Origin of the sequence: Mesorhizobium sp. C372A, assembly GCF_030323245.1 — a bacterium.
Lineage (GTDB): Bacteria > Pseudomonadota > Alphaproteobacteria > Rhizobiales > Rhizobiaceae > Mesorhizobium.
On record NZ_CP100475.1, the window covers coordinates 2,469,506 to 2,484,641 of the forward strand.

Genomic DNA, 15,136 nt, shown 5'->3' on the forward strand with positions numbered 1-15,136 from the left:
TTACGTTTTGGACTGGCCGGACTCACACGTGCTTGCGGCCGCCTGTCTCGCGGAACCAGCTGTCGGGGTAAGGATACCACCAGTCCTGGATCGCCGGTCTGTGGTCGATGATGACCATCTTGGAGCGTCGGAAGGCGTCGAGTCCCTGGCGTCCCAGCTCGCGGCCAAGGCCTGATGCCTTCCAGCCGCCGAAGGGCAAGGCGTCATTGTCGATCAGCGGGTTGTTGACCCAGACCATGCCGGCCTCGAGCCGCTCGGCCGCCTCATGCGCCTCGGCGAGGTCGGTGGTGAACACCGAGGCGCCGAGGCCGAACGGGCTGTCATTGGCAAGCCGGATCGCCTCGTCGAAATCCTTGACGCGGCAGATCGCGGCGACCGGTCCGAAACACTCTTCGCGCACGATCGCCATATCGGGGGTGACGCCGGTCAGGATCGTTGGCTCGTAGAACCAGCCAGTGTTGTGCGCCGGCGGAATGCGCCCGCCGGCAACGGCTATAGCGCCGTTGCTGACAGCATCATCGACCAGCCGCATCACTTTCGCCCGGGCGGCTTCGCTGACCAGCGGGCCGATCTCGGTCTTGTCCATGCCATTGCCGATGCGCAGCGCCCGCGTCTTCTCGGCGAACAGCTCGACGAAGCGATCGTGAACCGAGTCGACGACAAAGAAGCGTTCGGCCGAGGTGCAGACCTGGCCGGTCAGGTGGAAGGCGGCGGTGACGCTGCCGGCTGCCGCCACGTCGAGCGGCGCGTGCTCGCTGATGATCAGCGGATCGCTGCCGCCGGCTTCGATGACGCAAGGCTTCATGCGCTCGGCGCAGGCGACTGCCACGGCTTTGCCGGCGGCGACCGAGCCGGTGAAGGCGACAGCGTGGGTGCGCTCGGAGGCGATCAGCGCCTGCGCGGTGGCGGCCGTGCCGGGCAGGCAGGAGACCAGCCCTTCGGGCAGCGAGCGGAACACGGTCATGTAATCGAGTGTCGACAGCGTCGTGGCTTCGGCCGGCTTGATGATGCAGCCATTGCCGGCGGCAAGCGAGGCCGCAACGGTCCAGCACATCAGCAGGATCGGGAAGTTGTAAGGCATGATGTGCACGGAGACGCCATACGGCTCGTAGCGCGCATACTGGAACGACCCGGCCTGCGTCGTACCGGCGATCTTGCCGGCGTCGTCGCGCGCCATCTCGGCATAGTAGCGGAAGATCGGCGCGCAATTGGCGATCTCGCCGATCGCTTCGGGATAAGGCTTGCCCATCTCGCGCACCATCAGCTCGGCGCAGCGCGTGAAGTCCGCCGCCTCGATGGCGTTGGCGACCGCATGCAGATGCTTTGCCCGGCTCTTGGCATCGAGCTGCTTCCAGGCGGCTTGTGCCGTGGTTGCGGCGGTGAGCACGGCGTCGATCTCGCCGTCGCTGGCCGCGGCGATCGAGCCGACGGTCTCCAGCGTCGCCGGATCGATCACCGGTTTTGCCGTGCCGGTCATCGGCCGGTAGTCCGGATTGACGAAGAAAGCCGGCCGGTCAGCGGAGAATTGCATGGTCGTCCTTTCAGGTCCGCTCAGCGGATCATGTAGACCTTCTTGATGGTCTCATGGACGGTGCAGACGCCTTTCCAATTCTGAGGAAAGAACGCCGCCGTGTCCGGCTCGATCTGAATGACCTCGCCCGATTCGTGCACATAGGTGCAGCGGCCCTCGAGGAAGTGGCAGAACTCGTCGCGGGTGACATGGCAGTGCCATTTGCCGGGGGTGCAGACCCACAGGCCGCATTCCGAACGGCCCTCCGGCCCCTTGTAGAGCAGCTTGCCCGAGGTGTGGGACACGCCCTCGATCATGGTCGGGATGACGCCCCAGTCGACGAGGTCGGTGATGGCAAGCGGGGATTGCATGATGGGCGTGGTCATGGCGATTTCCTTTAAAAAAGTGCTCAGCGGCACATGAAGGCCTTGGTCAGTGTTTGCGTGATGGTGGAGGTGCCGGCCCAGCCGGCGGGGAAGAACACCAGCATGCCGGCCTCGACCGGGATCTCTTCGCCATTCTCGCGGACATAGGTCCCGCGGCCCGACAGGAAATGGCAGAACTCGTCGGCGGCAAAGGTAACCTTGCGGCTGCCTGGCGTGCACGACCACAGGCCGCATTCGCTTGAGCCGTCCGGGTTCTGCGAGAGGATCCTGCCGAGGCGCGCGGCGAGCCGGCAAGCGTGTTGCTGCCCCCGCCCCAGTCCTCCAGTTTCACGGTCGAGGCCTTTGGCCAGTGCGGTGTCGGCATATTGGGAAGCTCCGTTGCTGTTCAAGCCAGCATGTAGACGTTGCGCATGGTCTCATGCACGGTGCATTCGCCTGTCCAGCCGGCAGGGAACATGACCACGGTCCCGGCTGCGACTTCTACCACCTCCCCGGCATCTGACCGGTACGTCGCGCGGCCGGCGACGAAATGGCACAATTCGTCGCGCGGAATCGAGAGCCGCCAGCGGCCGGGCGTGCACACCCAGATGCCGGATTCCGGCTGGTTGTTGGGCCCCTTGTGCACCAGCCTGCCGGTCGAGTGTGAAGCGCCATCTAACGCATCCGGCTGGGCACCCCAGTCGACGAGATCGGTGCGGGTGGAGGCCTGGTGGAGGTGCGGCGCGGAGGAGGTCATGGGCGCGCTCCACGGTCATGATGCTCAGCCGCGGTGCGTTGCCGCTCTACAAGGCCCCCCTCTGTCCTGCCGGACATCTCCCCCTCCAGGGGGGAGATCGGCAGCTTCGATGACGGCGCATTTCTTGTGAGCTCTGCGATTGGGGAAAGCATTGGTGACAGCCGATCTCCCCCCTTGAGGGGGAGATGGCCGGCAGGCCAGAGGGGGGTGCCAGGGCTCGGCATCTTAAACATCGCACTCACAGCAGCGCCTCCAGCAGCCCGGCTGCCTTCTCAGGCCCGTTCTGGGCCTGCATCTGCGCCGAGGTCTTCGCCAGCCTGATCTTCATCTTGGGGTCAGTCAGGCAGGCTTCGATCCTGCTGATCAGCTGGGCGTCGCTCCAGTCGTAGCGCGGCATGCCGAAGCCGTGGCCGGTTTCCTGGACGCGGGTGGCGTTGTCGTGGCCGTCCCAGACATAGGGCATGATGATGGCCGGCTTGCCGAAATAGAGGCACTCTGTGAACGAGTTGTTGCCGCCATGGTGGATTACGGCATCGACCTGCGGGATGACTGAAGGCTGCGGAAACCAGCTCTCGACGATGACGTTGTCCGGCACATCCGTGTACAGGTCCTTGTAGCCGCCGACATTGACCAGCGCGCGGTAACGGGTCTTTCCCAGTGTTGCGATTATGCGCTTCAACAAATCGACATCGCCGGCGCCGAGGCTGCCGAAGGAGACATAGAGCAGCGGCCCGTCATTGTTCTCGGCGAAGGTCGGCACGGCGTATGGCTTTTCCTGCCGCACGCAGCCTTCGAGATACTGGAATTTCGTCGTATCAAGCGGATGGCGGCGTTTAAACTTTGCCGCTTCGGGATAGAGCAGCAGATTGAGATAGGGCGAGGTCTCGAAGAACTGACCGACCGGGTATGGCGCTTCATTGTTTGCGGTGAGGAAGGCGTTGAAGTCGTCGTGGATGGGCTTGATCACCGCATTGAAATGATCGCGATAGCGCTGGTGGCCCACATGGTCGTTCTCGCCGCAACCGGAGAGATGCGGCGGGATGTCCTCATCCTCGATCTCGTTTTCCGAGCAGGAGATGACGCGCACCCAAGGCTTGCCGAACTGTTTGATGGCCGGAAACAGGATGACATTGTCGACGCAAATGACATCAGGCTTGATGGCGGCTAGGACTCGCGGCAAATCCTTCTGCGCCCATTTGGCGCTGTCGACGATCGCGGTCCAGCAATCCTTCACGTAATTGTCGACCTGATCGTAGGGCGATTTGCGGAAGTTCGGGATGTGGCCGTTGATGAAGTCTTCCCAGAATTTCGCCATCTGCTCGGGCGGCATCGGCTCCGACAGGTTCACCGGATGCGCTTCGAAGCCGTAACCCTTGTAGACATCGACAAAGCCGGGGTCGGACAGGAACACTGCCTTATGGCCGCGCGCCTCGACGGCTTGCGCGATGCCGACCGAATTGAGCGCCGGGCCGTAGGCCGCTTCGGGAAAAAACGCGATCGTCTTCTGCGCCATCAAGCTCTCCTATTCCTGAAAAATTCTGACATCGGCGGCGTCCCAGCCGAGTTCGACCTGATCGCCCGACGAGACCGGCCGGCGGTCGGCGGCATCGGCGGTGACGCGCACCAGAAATGGTTTTGGCGACAGAGGCGTGCGGACATGCAGCTGCAGGTCGAGCCCGTGATAGGCCAGCGCCTCAACCGTGCCGGCGATGCGGTTGGCGGTCTCGGCTGACGGGAACAGCCGGATGCGCTCGGGTCGCACCGAAGCGACAGCGGAAGCGCCGGGTGTGAGCTTGGCGGGAACCTTGCCGGTGATGCGCGCGCCGTTCGCGGCGATCACGCCATCCGCAGACATCTTGCCCGGTACGAAATTCATCACGCCGATGAAGTCGGCGACGAAACGGTCGGTGGGATGCTCGTAGATCACGTGCGGCGTGTCGCATTGCAGCAGCTGGCCGTCCTTGAGCACCGCCATGCGGTCGGCCATGACGAGTGACTCTTCCTGGTCGTGGGTGACGATGACGAAGGTGATGCCGACTTCGTGCTGCAGGCGCTTCAGCTCCATCTGCATGGCGCCGCGCAGTTTCTTGTCCAGCGCGCCCAGCGGTTCGTCGAGCAGCAGCAACCGAGGCCGTTTGACCAGCGCGCGGGCGAGAGCGACGCGCTGCTTCTGGCCACCCGACAATTGCTCAGGCTTACGGTCGGCGAAGGGGACAAGCTCGGTGGTGGCCAGAATGGCCTCGACGCGGGAACGGATTTCAGCTTTCGGCAAGCGCTCCATCTCCAGCCCGTAGGAGACATTGGCGCGCACGCTCATATGCGGGAACAGCGCGTAGGACTGGAACATCAGATTGACCGGCCGCTTGTTGGGCGGGGTCCGGGCGATGTCTTTGCCATCGAGCAGTATGCGGCCGTCGGTTGGCGTCTCGAAGCCGGCCAGCATGCGCAGCAGCGTGGTCTTGCCGCAGCCGGAGGGTCCAAGCAGCGCGAAGAACTCGTTTTCGCGGATGTCGAGCGAGATGCCGTCGACGGCGGTGACCCGGCCGAACTTCTTCGAAACGTTATCAATTGCCAGCAGCGTGCGCGGTTCGCTCATTGGCCGATGATCCCACGGTTGAGCCGCTGCGACAGGGTCAGCGCGGTGATGGATACCGCCATGACGATGGTCGCCAGCGCGTTGATCTCCGGCGTGATGCCGAAGCGGATCATGGCGTAGATCTGCATAGGCAGCGTCGTCGAGGCGCGGCCGGCACCGGCGGTGAAGAAGGCGATGATGAACTCGTCGACCGAGAGCGTGAAGGCAAGCAGAGCGCCGGCAATCACTGCCGGCGCGATGACCGGCAATGTCACACGCCGGAAGGTGGTCAGAGCCGAGGCGCCGAGGTCGGCGGAGGCCTCGACGATCGACCAGTCGAAACTCTTTAGCCTTGCGCGCACCACCGAGCAGACGAAGGCGAGGTTGAAGACGACATGGGCGAGGATGATGGTGTGCAGGCCCATGGTCACGTTTAGCATGGAGAAGAACGACAGCAGAGCGATCGCCAGGACGATGTCGGGGATGATCATCGGTGCGAAGATCAGCGCCTCGAGACCCCTGCCGTATTGCCGGCGCATCTCGATGCCGATGGCCAGCAGCGTGCCGAGCAGCGTGGCGATGGCCGTGGAGACCAACGCCACGATCAGCGTGTTGAGCGCAGCGGAAAGGATGGCGGAATTGCCGGCCAGCGAGGCATACCATTTCAGCGAAAAGCCCGACCATGCCGTCGGCAATCCGCCTTCGTTGAAGGACAGCGCCACCAGCACGGCGATCGGGATGTAGAGGAAGGCGAAGACGAGGGTGAGGATCGTCCGCATGCCGATCGTACGGGTGAAGGAATGGGTCATCGCCGGCCTCCGACAATTGGAACGCAAGCGAACGACCAGAGTCCTTCTTCCCGTTCACGGGGAGAAGATGCCGGCAGGCAGATGAGGGGCAGCGCTGAGCGTCGCAAAGGTTGACGCCGCCCCTCATCCGCCCCTTCGGGGCACCTTCTCCCGGTGAACGGGGAGAAGGCAAGAATTGCGCAGCGCTCAGCCATCGGCGTCGCCCCTTGCCTCAGTCGCACGCCCCGCGGCGCGGTCGGCGGCGAGCGCCTGCGCCATCAGCACCAGAAGCATGATGGCGATCAGCGCCATGGCGAGCGCTGCGCCGAACGGCCAGTCATTAGCAGTCAGGAACTGGTCGTAGACCAGGTTGCCGATCATCTGGAAGCGGCCGCCACCGAGCAGCGCCGGGGTGACAAAATTGCCGATCGACAGCACGAAGACGAAGACAGCACCCGCAGCGATGCCGGGCACAGTCAGCGGCAGGATGACACGTCGGAAGGTGGTGGCAGCGGAGGCGCCGAGATCGCGCGATGCCTCGGCCAGTTCCGGGTTGAGGCGCGACAGCGGCGCGTAGCAGGCGAGGATGACGAAGGGCAGATAGTTGTAGACGAGGCCTGCGATGACCGCGCCTTCGGTATAGAGCATCGAGGGCGACTCGCCGGTGTAGCCGAACCAGCGCAAGAGCTGGGTGATCAGCCCTTCGCGGTTCAGCAGCACGATCCAGGCATAGGTGCGGATCAGGTAATTGGACCAGAACGGCAGCACGGCGAAGAACAGGAACACCGGCTGCCACCGGCGTGGTGCGGCGGCAATTGCATAGGCCGCGGCATAGCCGATCACGACTGCGATGAGCGTCGCGGTACCGGCGGTACGTGCTGAGTTGAGGAAGATGCCGGCATAGAGTGGGTCGAAGACCAGCCCGAAATTCTCCAGCGTGAAGGTGTAGTCGATGCCGCCATAGATGCCGCGCCGGAAGAAGGCGAGCGCCAGCACCAGCGCGCATGGCACCACCATCAGCGCGGTCAGCCAGACCAGCGCCGGGGCCATCAGCAGAGAGGAACGGGAGGTCCGCGTCACGCCGCACCCCCCTCTGCCCTGCCGGGCATCTCCCCCTCAAGGGGGGAGATTAGCAGTTCCAACCTCTCGCTTGCTTTCAAACATCGAAGATCGGCGAAAGCGACGCCACAGCCGATCTCCCCCCTTGAGGGGGAGATGACCGGCAGGCCAGAGGGGGGCGTGAAGGAACGCAAGCTTGCTTCCAGCAATCGAAGTGGCAGGCCGCTTACTGCGCGGCCTTGATCTCGCTGACGATCTTGGAATAGTCGCGCTGGGCTTCGCCGACGTCACGCAACTGCTCGAACTTGACGAGATCGGCCACCGGCATCGCCATGTTGGGGAATTTGGCCAGGAAGTCGGCCGGCAGGCTTTCCATCGCCGGCTTGTTCGGCACCTTGTAGTCGATGTTCTGCGCCGCCCAGGCGTGGTTCTTGGCGTCGAGCATGAAGTTGATGAACTTGAAGGCGTCGTCCTTGTGCTCGGACGCCTTCATCACCACCATCGTGTCGACCCACAGGTCCGAACCTTCTTTAGGGATGACGTATTTGATCTCCGGCTTGTCGGCGATGCCGTAATTGCACCAGCCGTCCCAGGCCTGCACCATCAGCGCCTCGCCGGAAACCAGCTTGGAATAGAAGGTGGTGTCGTCATAGGCGAGCAGGGTCTTCTTGGCGGAGATCAAGAGGTCCTTGACCTCGGCCATCTTGGCCGGGTCGGTCTCGTTGACCGAATAGCCCTTGTCGAGCTGCCCGGCGGCCAGCAGCCAGCGATCGGTCGCCAGCATGGTGGTCTTGCCCTTCATCTCGTCGGAAGGGGCGAGCAGGTCGCTCCAGCTCGTGGGCGCCGTCTTGACAAGGTCAGAGCGGTAGCAGAGGCCCGTCGTGCCCCAGGTGTAGGGCACGGAGAAAGCGTTGCCGGCATCGTGCGGCAGCTTGGTCGCTTCGGGATAGAGGTTGGCGAGGTTGGGGATCTTGGCATGGTCGATCGGCTCGGTCAGGCCAAGTTTGTTTAATACTTCGGCGAAGGGCGAGGAGACGAAGACCACGTCATAGCCCTTGCCGCCGGCGGCAATCAGCTTGCCCATGATCTCTTCATTGGTGGCGTGCACCACCACTTCGCCGGCAACGCCGGAGGCGGTCTTGAAAGCGGCCATGGCGTCGGGTGCCATGTACCCATCCCAGTTCGAAATAACGAGGTCGGCTGCGGCAGCCGGCACCGAGAGCGTCAGGGCGAGACCGAGAGCGATTGAGGATGTATTGAGCGCACGGCGCCGCAGGCTGGTAGCGGTCATGGCAGTCTCCCATTCGGTTTGCTCGTCGAAATCATTTGCCGGACCAAGGCCGGCGACGCGCGCGCCTGCCTCGATCCTGTTCCCTCGGTCTTTTCTCGCCGATTGTACCGACAGTACTATTGCAGAAAAAAGTACGTCAATCCATAATCTGTCAACCGACGGAGGAATTTGGCCGATTGTCCCTGTTCCGGCGATCAGCCAGACCAATGCGCCACATTCGCATTCGAGAAAAGTCATGCAAGCCGTAGCCAGACGACCTCGCACCAACCATCTCGATCTGGCGCAACGCATCCTGGATGTGGCGCGGCAGCGTGGCTTCGAGCCTGGCGCCCGCCTGCCCGAACAGCAGATCGCCTCGCTGTGCAATGTCTCGCGCACGCCCGTACGCGCGGCACTCGGCCTGCTCGCGGAACGGGGCGTGGTGCGCTGGGAGGCCGACAGCGGTTATCATCTGACGGTCGACCTCGCCGCCCAGCCCGCCATTGCCGCCGAACTACCCAGTGCGGAGGAAGACGAGCTCGCCGAAGCCATCCTGCGCGACCGCTCGGCGCGACGGTTGGACCAGACGGTGACCATCGCGGGGCTGATGCGACGCTACGACGCTGATCGCAAGACGGTACTAAAAGCACTTAACAAACTGACCGACGAGAATCTTCTGGATCGTGCGCCTGGGCAATCCTGGTTGTTTCGCCGCGCGCCGGACGATCCGGAGGCGCAAGGCGAAAGCTACGAGTTCCGCCTGGTGCTGGAGCCGGCGGCCATCCTGACGCCAGGCTTTCGGCTGGACGGGGCGCGGGCAGCAATGTTGCGGCAAGGCATGGAAGCGCTTGCAGCGCTGCCGGACGAGACATTCGACACGCGCGAGTTCCAGCGGCTGGACATGGATTTTCATGGCATGATCGCCGAGGGCTGCGCCAACCGTTTTGTGTCGGATGCATTGGCCGATCATCTCCGCCTGCGCCGGCTGCCGGGCATCTATTCCGGCGTCAACGTGTTTCGGCTGCGGCAATCGTTGCGCGAACACTCGGGCATACTCGACTATCTTGAAAGCCGGCAGTATGAGGTGGCTGCCGATCTGCTTCGCATCCACCTGCGGCTCTCCCGCAGCCAGCGACCGCAAGCAGCCAGCCGCGGAGCTCCCGCACTGTTCGGCATGATCAGCCGGCCGGATTGAAGAGGAATAATTGACGCGTAAAGCCAGCCCGACCATCGCGCTGTTTCCCGAAGCCAGTTTCGGCGCCGCGTTGAATTGCGTCGGTATCGCACAGGCATTGCGCGCACGGGGCGCTCGCCCCGTCTTCATCTGCCATGCCGGCTTCTCCGGCGTCTTTACCGACTATGGCTTCCAGGAATACCATCTGCCGACGGATGAGCCGCTGAGCGACAGCGACCGCCAGAGCTATTGGCAGGCCTTCGTGCGCCGGCACCTGCCGCATTTCCGGCTGAGCCCGATCGACCAGCTCGAGACCTATGTCGCGCCGACCTGGCAAGCGATCGTCGACACCGCCGTCAACGCCGAGGCGCCGCTGCGCCAATTGCTGGCGCGGCTGAAGCCGGACGCGGTGGTGCTCGACAACGTCATCATGTTCCCGGCGATCGCCGCCGCCGGCTGCCCGTGGGTGCGCGTCGTCTCCTGTGCCGAGACGGAACTGCCGGATGCCGAGGTGCCGCCCTATCTCTCGGGGATGGGTGCCGACGACCCGCAACGTGCGGCGTTCGAAGCGCGCTATCTCGCGGCCTCCGCACCCGCGCATGAGCGCTTCAACCGTTTTCGTGCGGATGCCGGCTTGGCGCCGTTGCCCAAGGGCCTGTTCCTCGAGACATCACCCGACCTCAATCTGCTGCTGACGCCAGCGATCGTACGGCGTGAGCGGGCCGAGCCGCTCGACCCCAAACGCTTTGTCTATCTCGAAGGCTGCGTGCGTTCGGAAGGGCCATTCGAGGTGCCGGTGTTTCCGCGCAATGGCGGCCCGCTGGTCTATGTCAGCTTCGGCAGCCTCGGCGCGATGGATGTCGGGCTGATCGAGCGCATGCTCGCCGTCTTCGACAGGCTGCCGGCGCGCTTCATCGTCAATGCCGGCGGCCTGCGCGACGCCTATCGCGCGGTGCCGGACAATGTCTATCTCGACGCCTGGTTTCCGCAGCCTTCGGTGGTGGCGAAGTCGGACCTGTTCATCCACCATGGCGGCAACAACAGCTTTTGCGAGGCGCTGCGCTTCGGCGTGCCGTCGCTGATCATGCCCTATTGCTGGGACGGTCACGACAATGCGCAACGCGCGGGAGAGACGGGCGTGGGCGACCATATCGGCCGCGACGCCTGGACCGAAGGGGGATTGGAGAGAGCCATTCTCGGCCTGCTGGCCGACGATGCGATGCGCGCCCGCCTCAGGGACAATGCTGCCAAGATGGCGCTGACCCCTGGAACGGATGTGGCCGCGCAAGCCATACTCTCTCTCATAGGTACGTGAACCAAAATGCAGGACAAAAATACCAACACCGCTCTCTTCACCGGCAACGATCCCAAGGCCTGGCTCGCCCAGCACGGCATCACGGAGGTCGAGTGCCTGGTGCCCGACATGAATGGCGTGCTGCGCGGCAAGGCGCTGCCGACAGCAAAATTCCTCAAGGCGCTGGAAGACCGCGCACTCTACCTGCCGAGCAGCGCTTTCCTGGTCAGCATCGATGGCCGCTACTCCGGTTCGATCGACGAAGGCTTTGCCTATCAAGACCCGGATATGCGCATGGTGCCTGATATGTCGACGCTGTGCCTGGCGCCGGGCGGTGGCCCTGGCAAAGCCTATGTCTTCGCCGACGCCTTCCACATGGAAGGCAAGCCCTGGATGGCCTCGCCACGACATGTGCTGCGCGCCGTGCTCGATCTCTACCGGAAGCGCGGTTGGCGCGCGGTGGTGGCGCCGGAAGTCGAATTCTATCTGACCGCGCCCAATCCGAATCCCGACCAGCCGCTGACAGCACCGGTCGGCGCCAATGGCCGCGCCGAGGGTTCGCAGCATCCCTATGACATGGTGGCGCTGGAAGAATTCGAGCCGGTGATAAGGCGCGTCTATGACTATGCCGCGGCCGCCGGTCTGCCGCTCGACACGCTGATCCATGAATCCGGCACCGCGCAGCTGGAGATCAATCTGCTGCATGGCGACGCGGTGCCGCTGGCCGACCAGGTGCTGCTGTTCAAGCGGCTGACGCGCCAGGCGGCGCAGCAGAGCGGCATGCACGCCACCTTCATGGCCAAGCCGATCGCGGCGCAGGCGGGAAGCTCGATGCACCTGCACATGTCCGTCGTCGATGAGAAGACGGGCGCCGCGCTGTTTGCCGACAGAGATGATGCAGACACCGAAATGTTCGGCCATTTCATCGGCGGCCTGCAGAGATATGTGCCCGAGATCATGCCGCTGTTCGCACCCAACGTGAACTCGTTCCGCCGCATCCGGCCGAACCACAGCGCACCGGCCAACATCGAATGGTCGCATGACAACCGCTCTTGCGGCCTGCGCGTGCCGGCAGGTGGCCGCGCCGCCCGGCGGGTAGAGAACCGCTTGCCGGGAGCGGATTGCAATCCCTATCTGGCGATCGCCGGTTCGCTGCTTGCCGGCTATCTCGGCGTCGAGCAGAAGCTGGCGCGCTCGGCTGAGGCCTCGGGCAATGCCTACAAGATCAAAAGCACGCTGCCGAAAACGATGGAGGAGGCGCTTGATCGTTTCATTGCTTGCGAGCCGGTGCGGGCATTGCTCGGCGAGGATTTTTTCCAGACCTATCTGCGCGTCAAGAGCGTCGAACTCGACCTGTTCCAAAGCGTGGTGACGAGTTGGGAACGCGACCATTTGCTGCTGAAGGTGTGATCATGGCCTCCGGCTCAACGGGTTTCAATTCGGGCCTCGATATCGGCAAATCCTACTATGTCGCCACCGCCAATCCGGCGCCGGACCATCCGGCGCTGGTGGGAGATGTCGGCGCCGATCTGGTGGTGGTCGGCGGCGGCTGCACCGGCCTGTCGGCCGCCCTTCATGCCGCCGAGCGCGGCCTGAAGGTGGTGCTGCTCGAAGGCGGCAAGATCGGCTGGGGCGCGTCGGGCCGCAATGGCGGCCAGATGATCCCCGGCCTGCGCAAAGGCGCCAAGGGGTTGGTCAAGCTTTACGGCCCCGAGCGGGCGAAGGCGCTGTTCGACCTCGCCTTCGAGGCGCGGGGCCTGGTGCTCGACATCATCGAGCGCCACGCCATCGACTGCGATCTGCGGCTGACCGGCCATCTCGTCGGTGCCGTTAATGGCTCCGACCTCAGGGATCTCGAAGACGAGGCCAAATGCCTTGAAAGCGTGATGAAGTTCCGCGACGTCGAGATCCTGTCGGCGGCGCAGGCACGCGGCAAGGTCGACACGCCCTATCATGGCGCGATGTATGAGCCGCTTGGCGGCCATATGCATCCGCTGAACTACACGCTCGGCCTTGCCCATGCCGCCGTGGCGGCCGGTGTCGTCATCCATGAAAATTCCGTAGCGGTAAAGCTGGAGCGCGAGCCTTCGATCCGGGTCTCGACGGCGCAGGGGTCGGTAAGGGCCAAACATGTCGTGCTGGCCGGCGACGCGCTGCTGCATGGGCTGGAGCCGCGCGTCAACAGCCGCATCATGCCGGTAGGCAACTATATCGTCGCCACCGAGCCGCTGGAGGGCAAGCGCAATGTGATCCCGGCCAATGTGGCGGTGTCCGATACACGCTTCGTCGTCAACTACTACCGCATGTCGGCGGACGGTCGGCTGCTGTTCGGCGGCGGCGAGCGCTACACGCCATCGCCGCCGGCCGACATCGCCGGCTTCGTGCGGCCGCACATGGAGGCCACCTTCCCGCAACTGAAGGGCTGCCGCATCGATCATGCCTGGGGCGGTCTGGTGTCGGTGACCACGTCGCGGCTGCCGCATGTCGGGCACTATGGCGAGGTCTATTTCGCGCATGGCTATTCCGGCAAGGGCGTCATCCTGTCGACGCTGTCGGGCAAGCTCTTGGCCGAAGCGATTACGGGCGACGCCTCGCGGCTGGACCTGTTCTCGACGCTGACGCCGATGCCGTTCCCGGGCGGTACGGCGCTGCGGGGTCCGCTCTATGTGCTGGGGATGTTGTGGTACGCCATGCGCGACCGCATCAAGCATTGAGGTTACTACCGGCGGGTGGATCATCGGAGGATTGCATGCGTGATTTTCAACTCCCCGGCCGCTCGCCGGTTCGCGCGACAGAAGCGATGGCGGCGACATCGCATCCGTTGGCGACGCTGGCGGCTATCGACATGCTGCGCTCCGGCGGCAACGCCATGGATGCCGCCGTCTGTGCGGCGGCAGTGCAAGGGGTGGTCGAGCCGCAATCGACCGGCATCGGTGGCGACTGTTTTGTGCTCTACTCCCCCAAAGGCGAGGGCGAGGTGCTGGCCTTCAACGGCTCGGGGCGGTCGCCTGCTGCTGCAAATGCCGATTGGTATCTGGAGCGGGGCCATAGCGAACTGCCTGGAACCGGACCGCATGCCGTCACCATACCAGGCGCCATCGATGCATGGTGCCGGCTACTCGAGGACCACGGAAAAAAGGGCATCGACGCCGTGCTGGCGCCAGCCATTCGCTATGCCGAACAGGGTTATGTCGTGCATGATCGCGTCGCCTTCGACTGGGCCGACGAGGTCGCCCTGCTCTCAGCCGATGAACATGCCGCGCGCATCTTCCTGCCCGAGGCAAGGGCGCCGCTAGCTGGCGATGTGCACCGGCAACCGCAACTCGCGAAAACCCTGCGCACCGTGGCAAGCCAAGGCCGCGCCGGTTTCTACGAAGGTGAGGTCGCGAACGATCTGGTGGAACGTCTTCGCGCACTGGGCGGGCTGCATGCATTGGAGGATTTCGCCGAGACCCAAGGCGACTACGTCACGTCGGTGAATACGTCCTATCGCGGCTACGATATCCATCAGATGCCACCGAACAATCAGGGCATGACGGCGCTGATCATGCTGAATGTGCTTTCGGGCTTCAGCCTTGGTTCGTTGGAGCCGAACAGTGCCCAGCGGCTGCATCTCGAGATCGAAGCCGGCCGGCTTGCCTACCAGGACCGCGATACTTTCATCGGCGACCAGGATTTCGTCCAGGTCCCCGTCGAACAACTGCTGTCGGCAGCCTATGCGGAGCGGCTGCGCGCCGCCATCGATCCGGCCCTCGCCATGACGCATCTGCCGCGGCTTGAGCTGCCGCGCAGCGACACCGTCTATATCTCCGTGGTCGACCGCGACCGCAATGCAGTCAGCTTCATCAACTCGACCTTCGGTTCCTTCGGCAGCGGCGTCGTCGGTCCCAAGACAGGCGTCGTGCTGCAGAATCGCGGCAGCAGTTTTCGCCTCACGGAAGGCCATCCAAATCATATCGCGCCGCGAAAGCGACCGATGCACACCATCATGCCTGGCATGGCGACGCGAGGGGGTAAGGTGGTGATGCCGTTCGGGGTGATGGGCGGCGGCTACCAGCCGTTCGGCCATGTCCATCTGTTGACCAACATGATCGATTTCGGGATGGACCCGCAGCAGGCACTGGATGCGCCACGGGTGTTCTACAAGGACAATGCCGTGCTGGCCGAGCGCGGGATTCCGGCTGAGGCGATCGCCGGCCTGCGTCAGCGCGGCCATCAGGTTTCGATCGCCGAGGAGCCGCATGGCGGCGGCCAGCTGGTGCTGATCGATTGGGAAAAGGGCACGCTCACCGGTGCCTCCGATCCGCGCAAGGACGGTTGTGCGCTGGGCTACTGATCTGCGTT

At 64.0% G+C, this 15,136-nt stretch carries 14 protein-coding genes; 5 read left to right on the top strand and 9 right to left on the bottom strand.

Annotation, left to right across the window (positions count from 1 at the left end; genetic code table 11):
* Positions 1-22 precede the first annotated feature (22 nt).
* The 9 genes from NLY42_RS11695 to NLY42_RS11735 all read right to left on the bottom strand — a co-directional run bounded on the left by NLY42_RS11695 (position 23) and on the right by NLY42_RS11735 (position 8,345).
* Positions 23-1,531, bottom strand: coding sequence for an aldehyde dehydrogenase family protein (locus NLY42_RS11695; protein WP_023754205.1), 1,509 nt, complete (start codon positions 1,529-1,531; stop codon positions 23-25).
* Positions 1,532-1,551: 20 nt separating this feature from the next.
* Positions 1,552-1,896, bottom strand: coding sequence for a cupin domain-containing protein (locus tag NLY42_RS11700; protein ID WP_023672951.1), 345 nt, complete (start codon positions 1,894-1,896; stop codon positions 1,552-1,554).
* A gap of 23 nt (positions 1,897-1,919) precedes the next feature.
* On the bottom strand, positions 1,920-2,285 hold the full coding sequence (locus NLY42_RS11705; RefSeq protein ID WP_245263512.1) for a cupin domain-containing protein: 366 nt from the start codon (positions 2,283-2,285) through the stop codon (positions 1,920-1,922).
* Positions 2,282-2,632 carry a cupin domain-containing protein gene (locus NLY42_RS11710; protein ID WP_023754206.1) on the bottom strand — a complete coding sequence of 117 codons (351 nt, stop codon included), beginning with the start codon at positions 2,630-2,632 and terminating at the stop codon, positions 2,282-2,284. The genes NLY42_RS11705 and NLY42_RS11710 overlap by 4 nt, the downstream gene beginning before the upstream one ends.
* A gap of 238 nt (positions 2,633-2,870) precedes the next feature.
* Positions 2,871-4,145 carry a glycosyltransferase gene (locus tag NLY42_RS11715; RefSeq protein ID WP_023754207.1) on the bottom strand — a complete coding sequence of 425 codons (1,275 nt, stop codon included), beginning with the start codon at positions 4,143-4,145 and terminating at the stop codon, positions 2,871-2,873.
* Positions 4,146-4,154: 9 nt separating this feature from the next.
* A complete protein-coding gene (locus NLY42_RS11720; protein ID WP_023692047.1) occupies positions 4,155-5,228 on the bottom strand; it encodes an ABC transporter ATP-binding protein in 1,074 nt (357 codons plus the stop codon).
* The gene (locus tag NLY42_RS11725) at positions 5,225-6,016 is read right to left on the bottom strand and encodes an ABC transporter permease (RefSeq protein ID WP_023754208.1); all 792 of its coding nucleotides are present in this window, start codon (positions 6,014-6,016) and stop codon (positions 5,225-5,227) included. Before NLY42_RS11725 ends, NLY42_RS11720 begins: the two co-directional genes overlap by 4 nt.
* Positions 6,017-6,202: 186 nt before the next feature.
* Positions 6,203-7,045, bottom strand: a complete 843-nt coding sequence (locus tag NLY42_RS11730) for an ABC transporter permease (protein ID WP_031244712.1) — start codon at positions 7,043-7,045, stop codon at positions 6,203-6,205.
* Between the two features lie 235 nt (positions 7,046-7,280).
* Positions 7,281-8,345 carry a polyamine ABC transporter substrate-binding protein gene (locus tag NLY42_RS11735; RefSeq protein ID WP_023754210.1) on the bottom strand — a complete coding sequence of 355 codons (1,065 nt, stop codon included), beginning with the start codon at positions 8,343-8,345 and terminating at the stop codon, positions 7,281-7,283.
* A gap of 235 nt (positions 8,346-8,580) precedes the next feature.
* On the opposite strand from NLY42_RS11735, the gene NLY42_RS11740 reads away from it, so the two are divergent.
* From NLY42_RS11740 to ggt, 5 genes are read left to right on the top strand one after another with little or no spacing between them, the layout of a single operon-like run.
* Positions 8,581-9,519 carry a GntR family transcriptional regulator gene (locus tag NLY42_RS11740; RefSeq protein ID WP_023685712.1) on the top strand — a complete coding sequence of 313 codons (939 nt, stop codon included), beginning with the start codon at positions 8,581-8,583 and terminating at the stop codon, positions 9,517-9,519.
* A 10-nt stretch (positions 9,520-9,529) separates the two neighbouring features.
* Positions 9,530-10,813 (top strand): glycosyltransferase, encoded by a 1,284-nt coding sequence (locus NLY42_RS11745; protein ID WP_023698837.1) that lies wholly within the window; start codon positions 9,530-9,532, stop codon positions 10,811-10,813.
* A 6-nt stretch (positions 10,814-10,819) separates the two neighbouring features.
* A complete protein-coding gene (locus NLY42_RS11750; RefSeq protein ID WP_023754211.1) occupies positions 10,820-12,202 on the top strand; it encodes a glutamine synthetase family protein in 1,383 nt (460 codons plus the stop codon).
* A gap of 2 nt (positions 12,203-12,204) precedes the next feature.
* Entirely contained in the window at positions 12,205-13,506 is a 1,302-nt protein-coding gene (locus NLY42_RS11755) for an NAD(P)/FAD-dependent oxidoreductase (protein WP_023754212.1), read from the top strand.
* A 35-nt stretch (positions 13,507-13,541) separates the two neighbouring features.
* Positions 13,542-15,128: a gamma-glutamyltransferase gene (gene ggt, locus NLY42_RS11760; RefSeq protein WP_023754213.1), complete on the top strand. Its 1,587-nt coding sequence runs from the start codon at positions 13,542-13,544 to the stop codon at positions 15,126-15,128.
* The last annotated feature ends 8 nt before the right edge of the window (positions 15,129-15,136 follow it).

Coding starts and splice junctions, on each gene's coding strand:
- NLY42_RS11695 (WP_023754205.1), bottom strand. CDS start 1,531: ATGCAATTCTCCGCTGACCGGCCGGCTTTCTTCGTCAATCCGGACTAC.
- NLY42_RS11700 (WP_023672951.1), bottom strand. CDS start 1,896: ATGACCACGCCCATCATGCAATCCCCGCTTGCCATCACCGACCTCGTC.
- NLY42_RS11710 (WP_023754206.1), bottom strand. CDS start 2,632: ATGACCTCCTCCGCGCCGCACCTCCACCAGGCCTCCACCCGCACCGAT.
- NLY42_RS11715 (WP_023754207.1), bottom strand. CDS start 4,145: ATGGCGCAGAAGACGATCGCGTTTTTTCCCGAAGCGGCCTACGGCCCG.
- NLY42_RS11720 (WP_023692047.1), bottom strand. CDS start 5,228: ATGAGCGAACCGCGCACGCTGCTGGCAATTGATAACGTTTCGAAGAAG.
- NLY42_RS11725 (WP_023754208.1), bottom strand. CDS start 6,016: ATGACCCATTCCTTCACCCGTACGATCGGCATGCGGACGATCCTCACC.
- NLY42_RS11730 (WP_031244712.1), bottom strand. CDS start 7,045: ATGGCCCCGGCGCTGGTCTGGCTGACCGCGCTGATGGTGGTGCCATGC.
- NLY42_RS11735 (WP_023754210.1), bottom strand. CDS start 8,345: ATGACCGCTACCAGCCTGCGGCGCCGTGCGCTCAATACATCCTCAATC.
- NLY42_RS11740 (WP_023685712.1), top strand. CDS start 8,581: ATGCAAGCCGTAGCCAGACGACCTCGCACCAACCATCTCGATCTGGCG.
- NLY42_RS11750 (WP_023754211.1), top strand. CDS start 10,820: ATGCAGGACAAAAATACCAACACCGCTCTCTTCACCGGCAACGATCCC.
- NLY42_RS11755 (WP_023754212.1), top strand. CDS start 12,205: ATGGCCTCCGGCTCAACGGGTTTCAATTCGGGCCTCGATATCGGCAAA.
- ggt (WP_023754213.1), top strand. CDS start 13,542: ATGCGTGATTTTCAACTCCCCGGCCGCTCGCCGGTTCGCGCGACAGAA.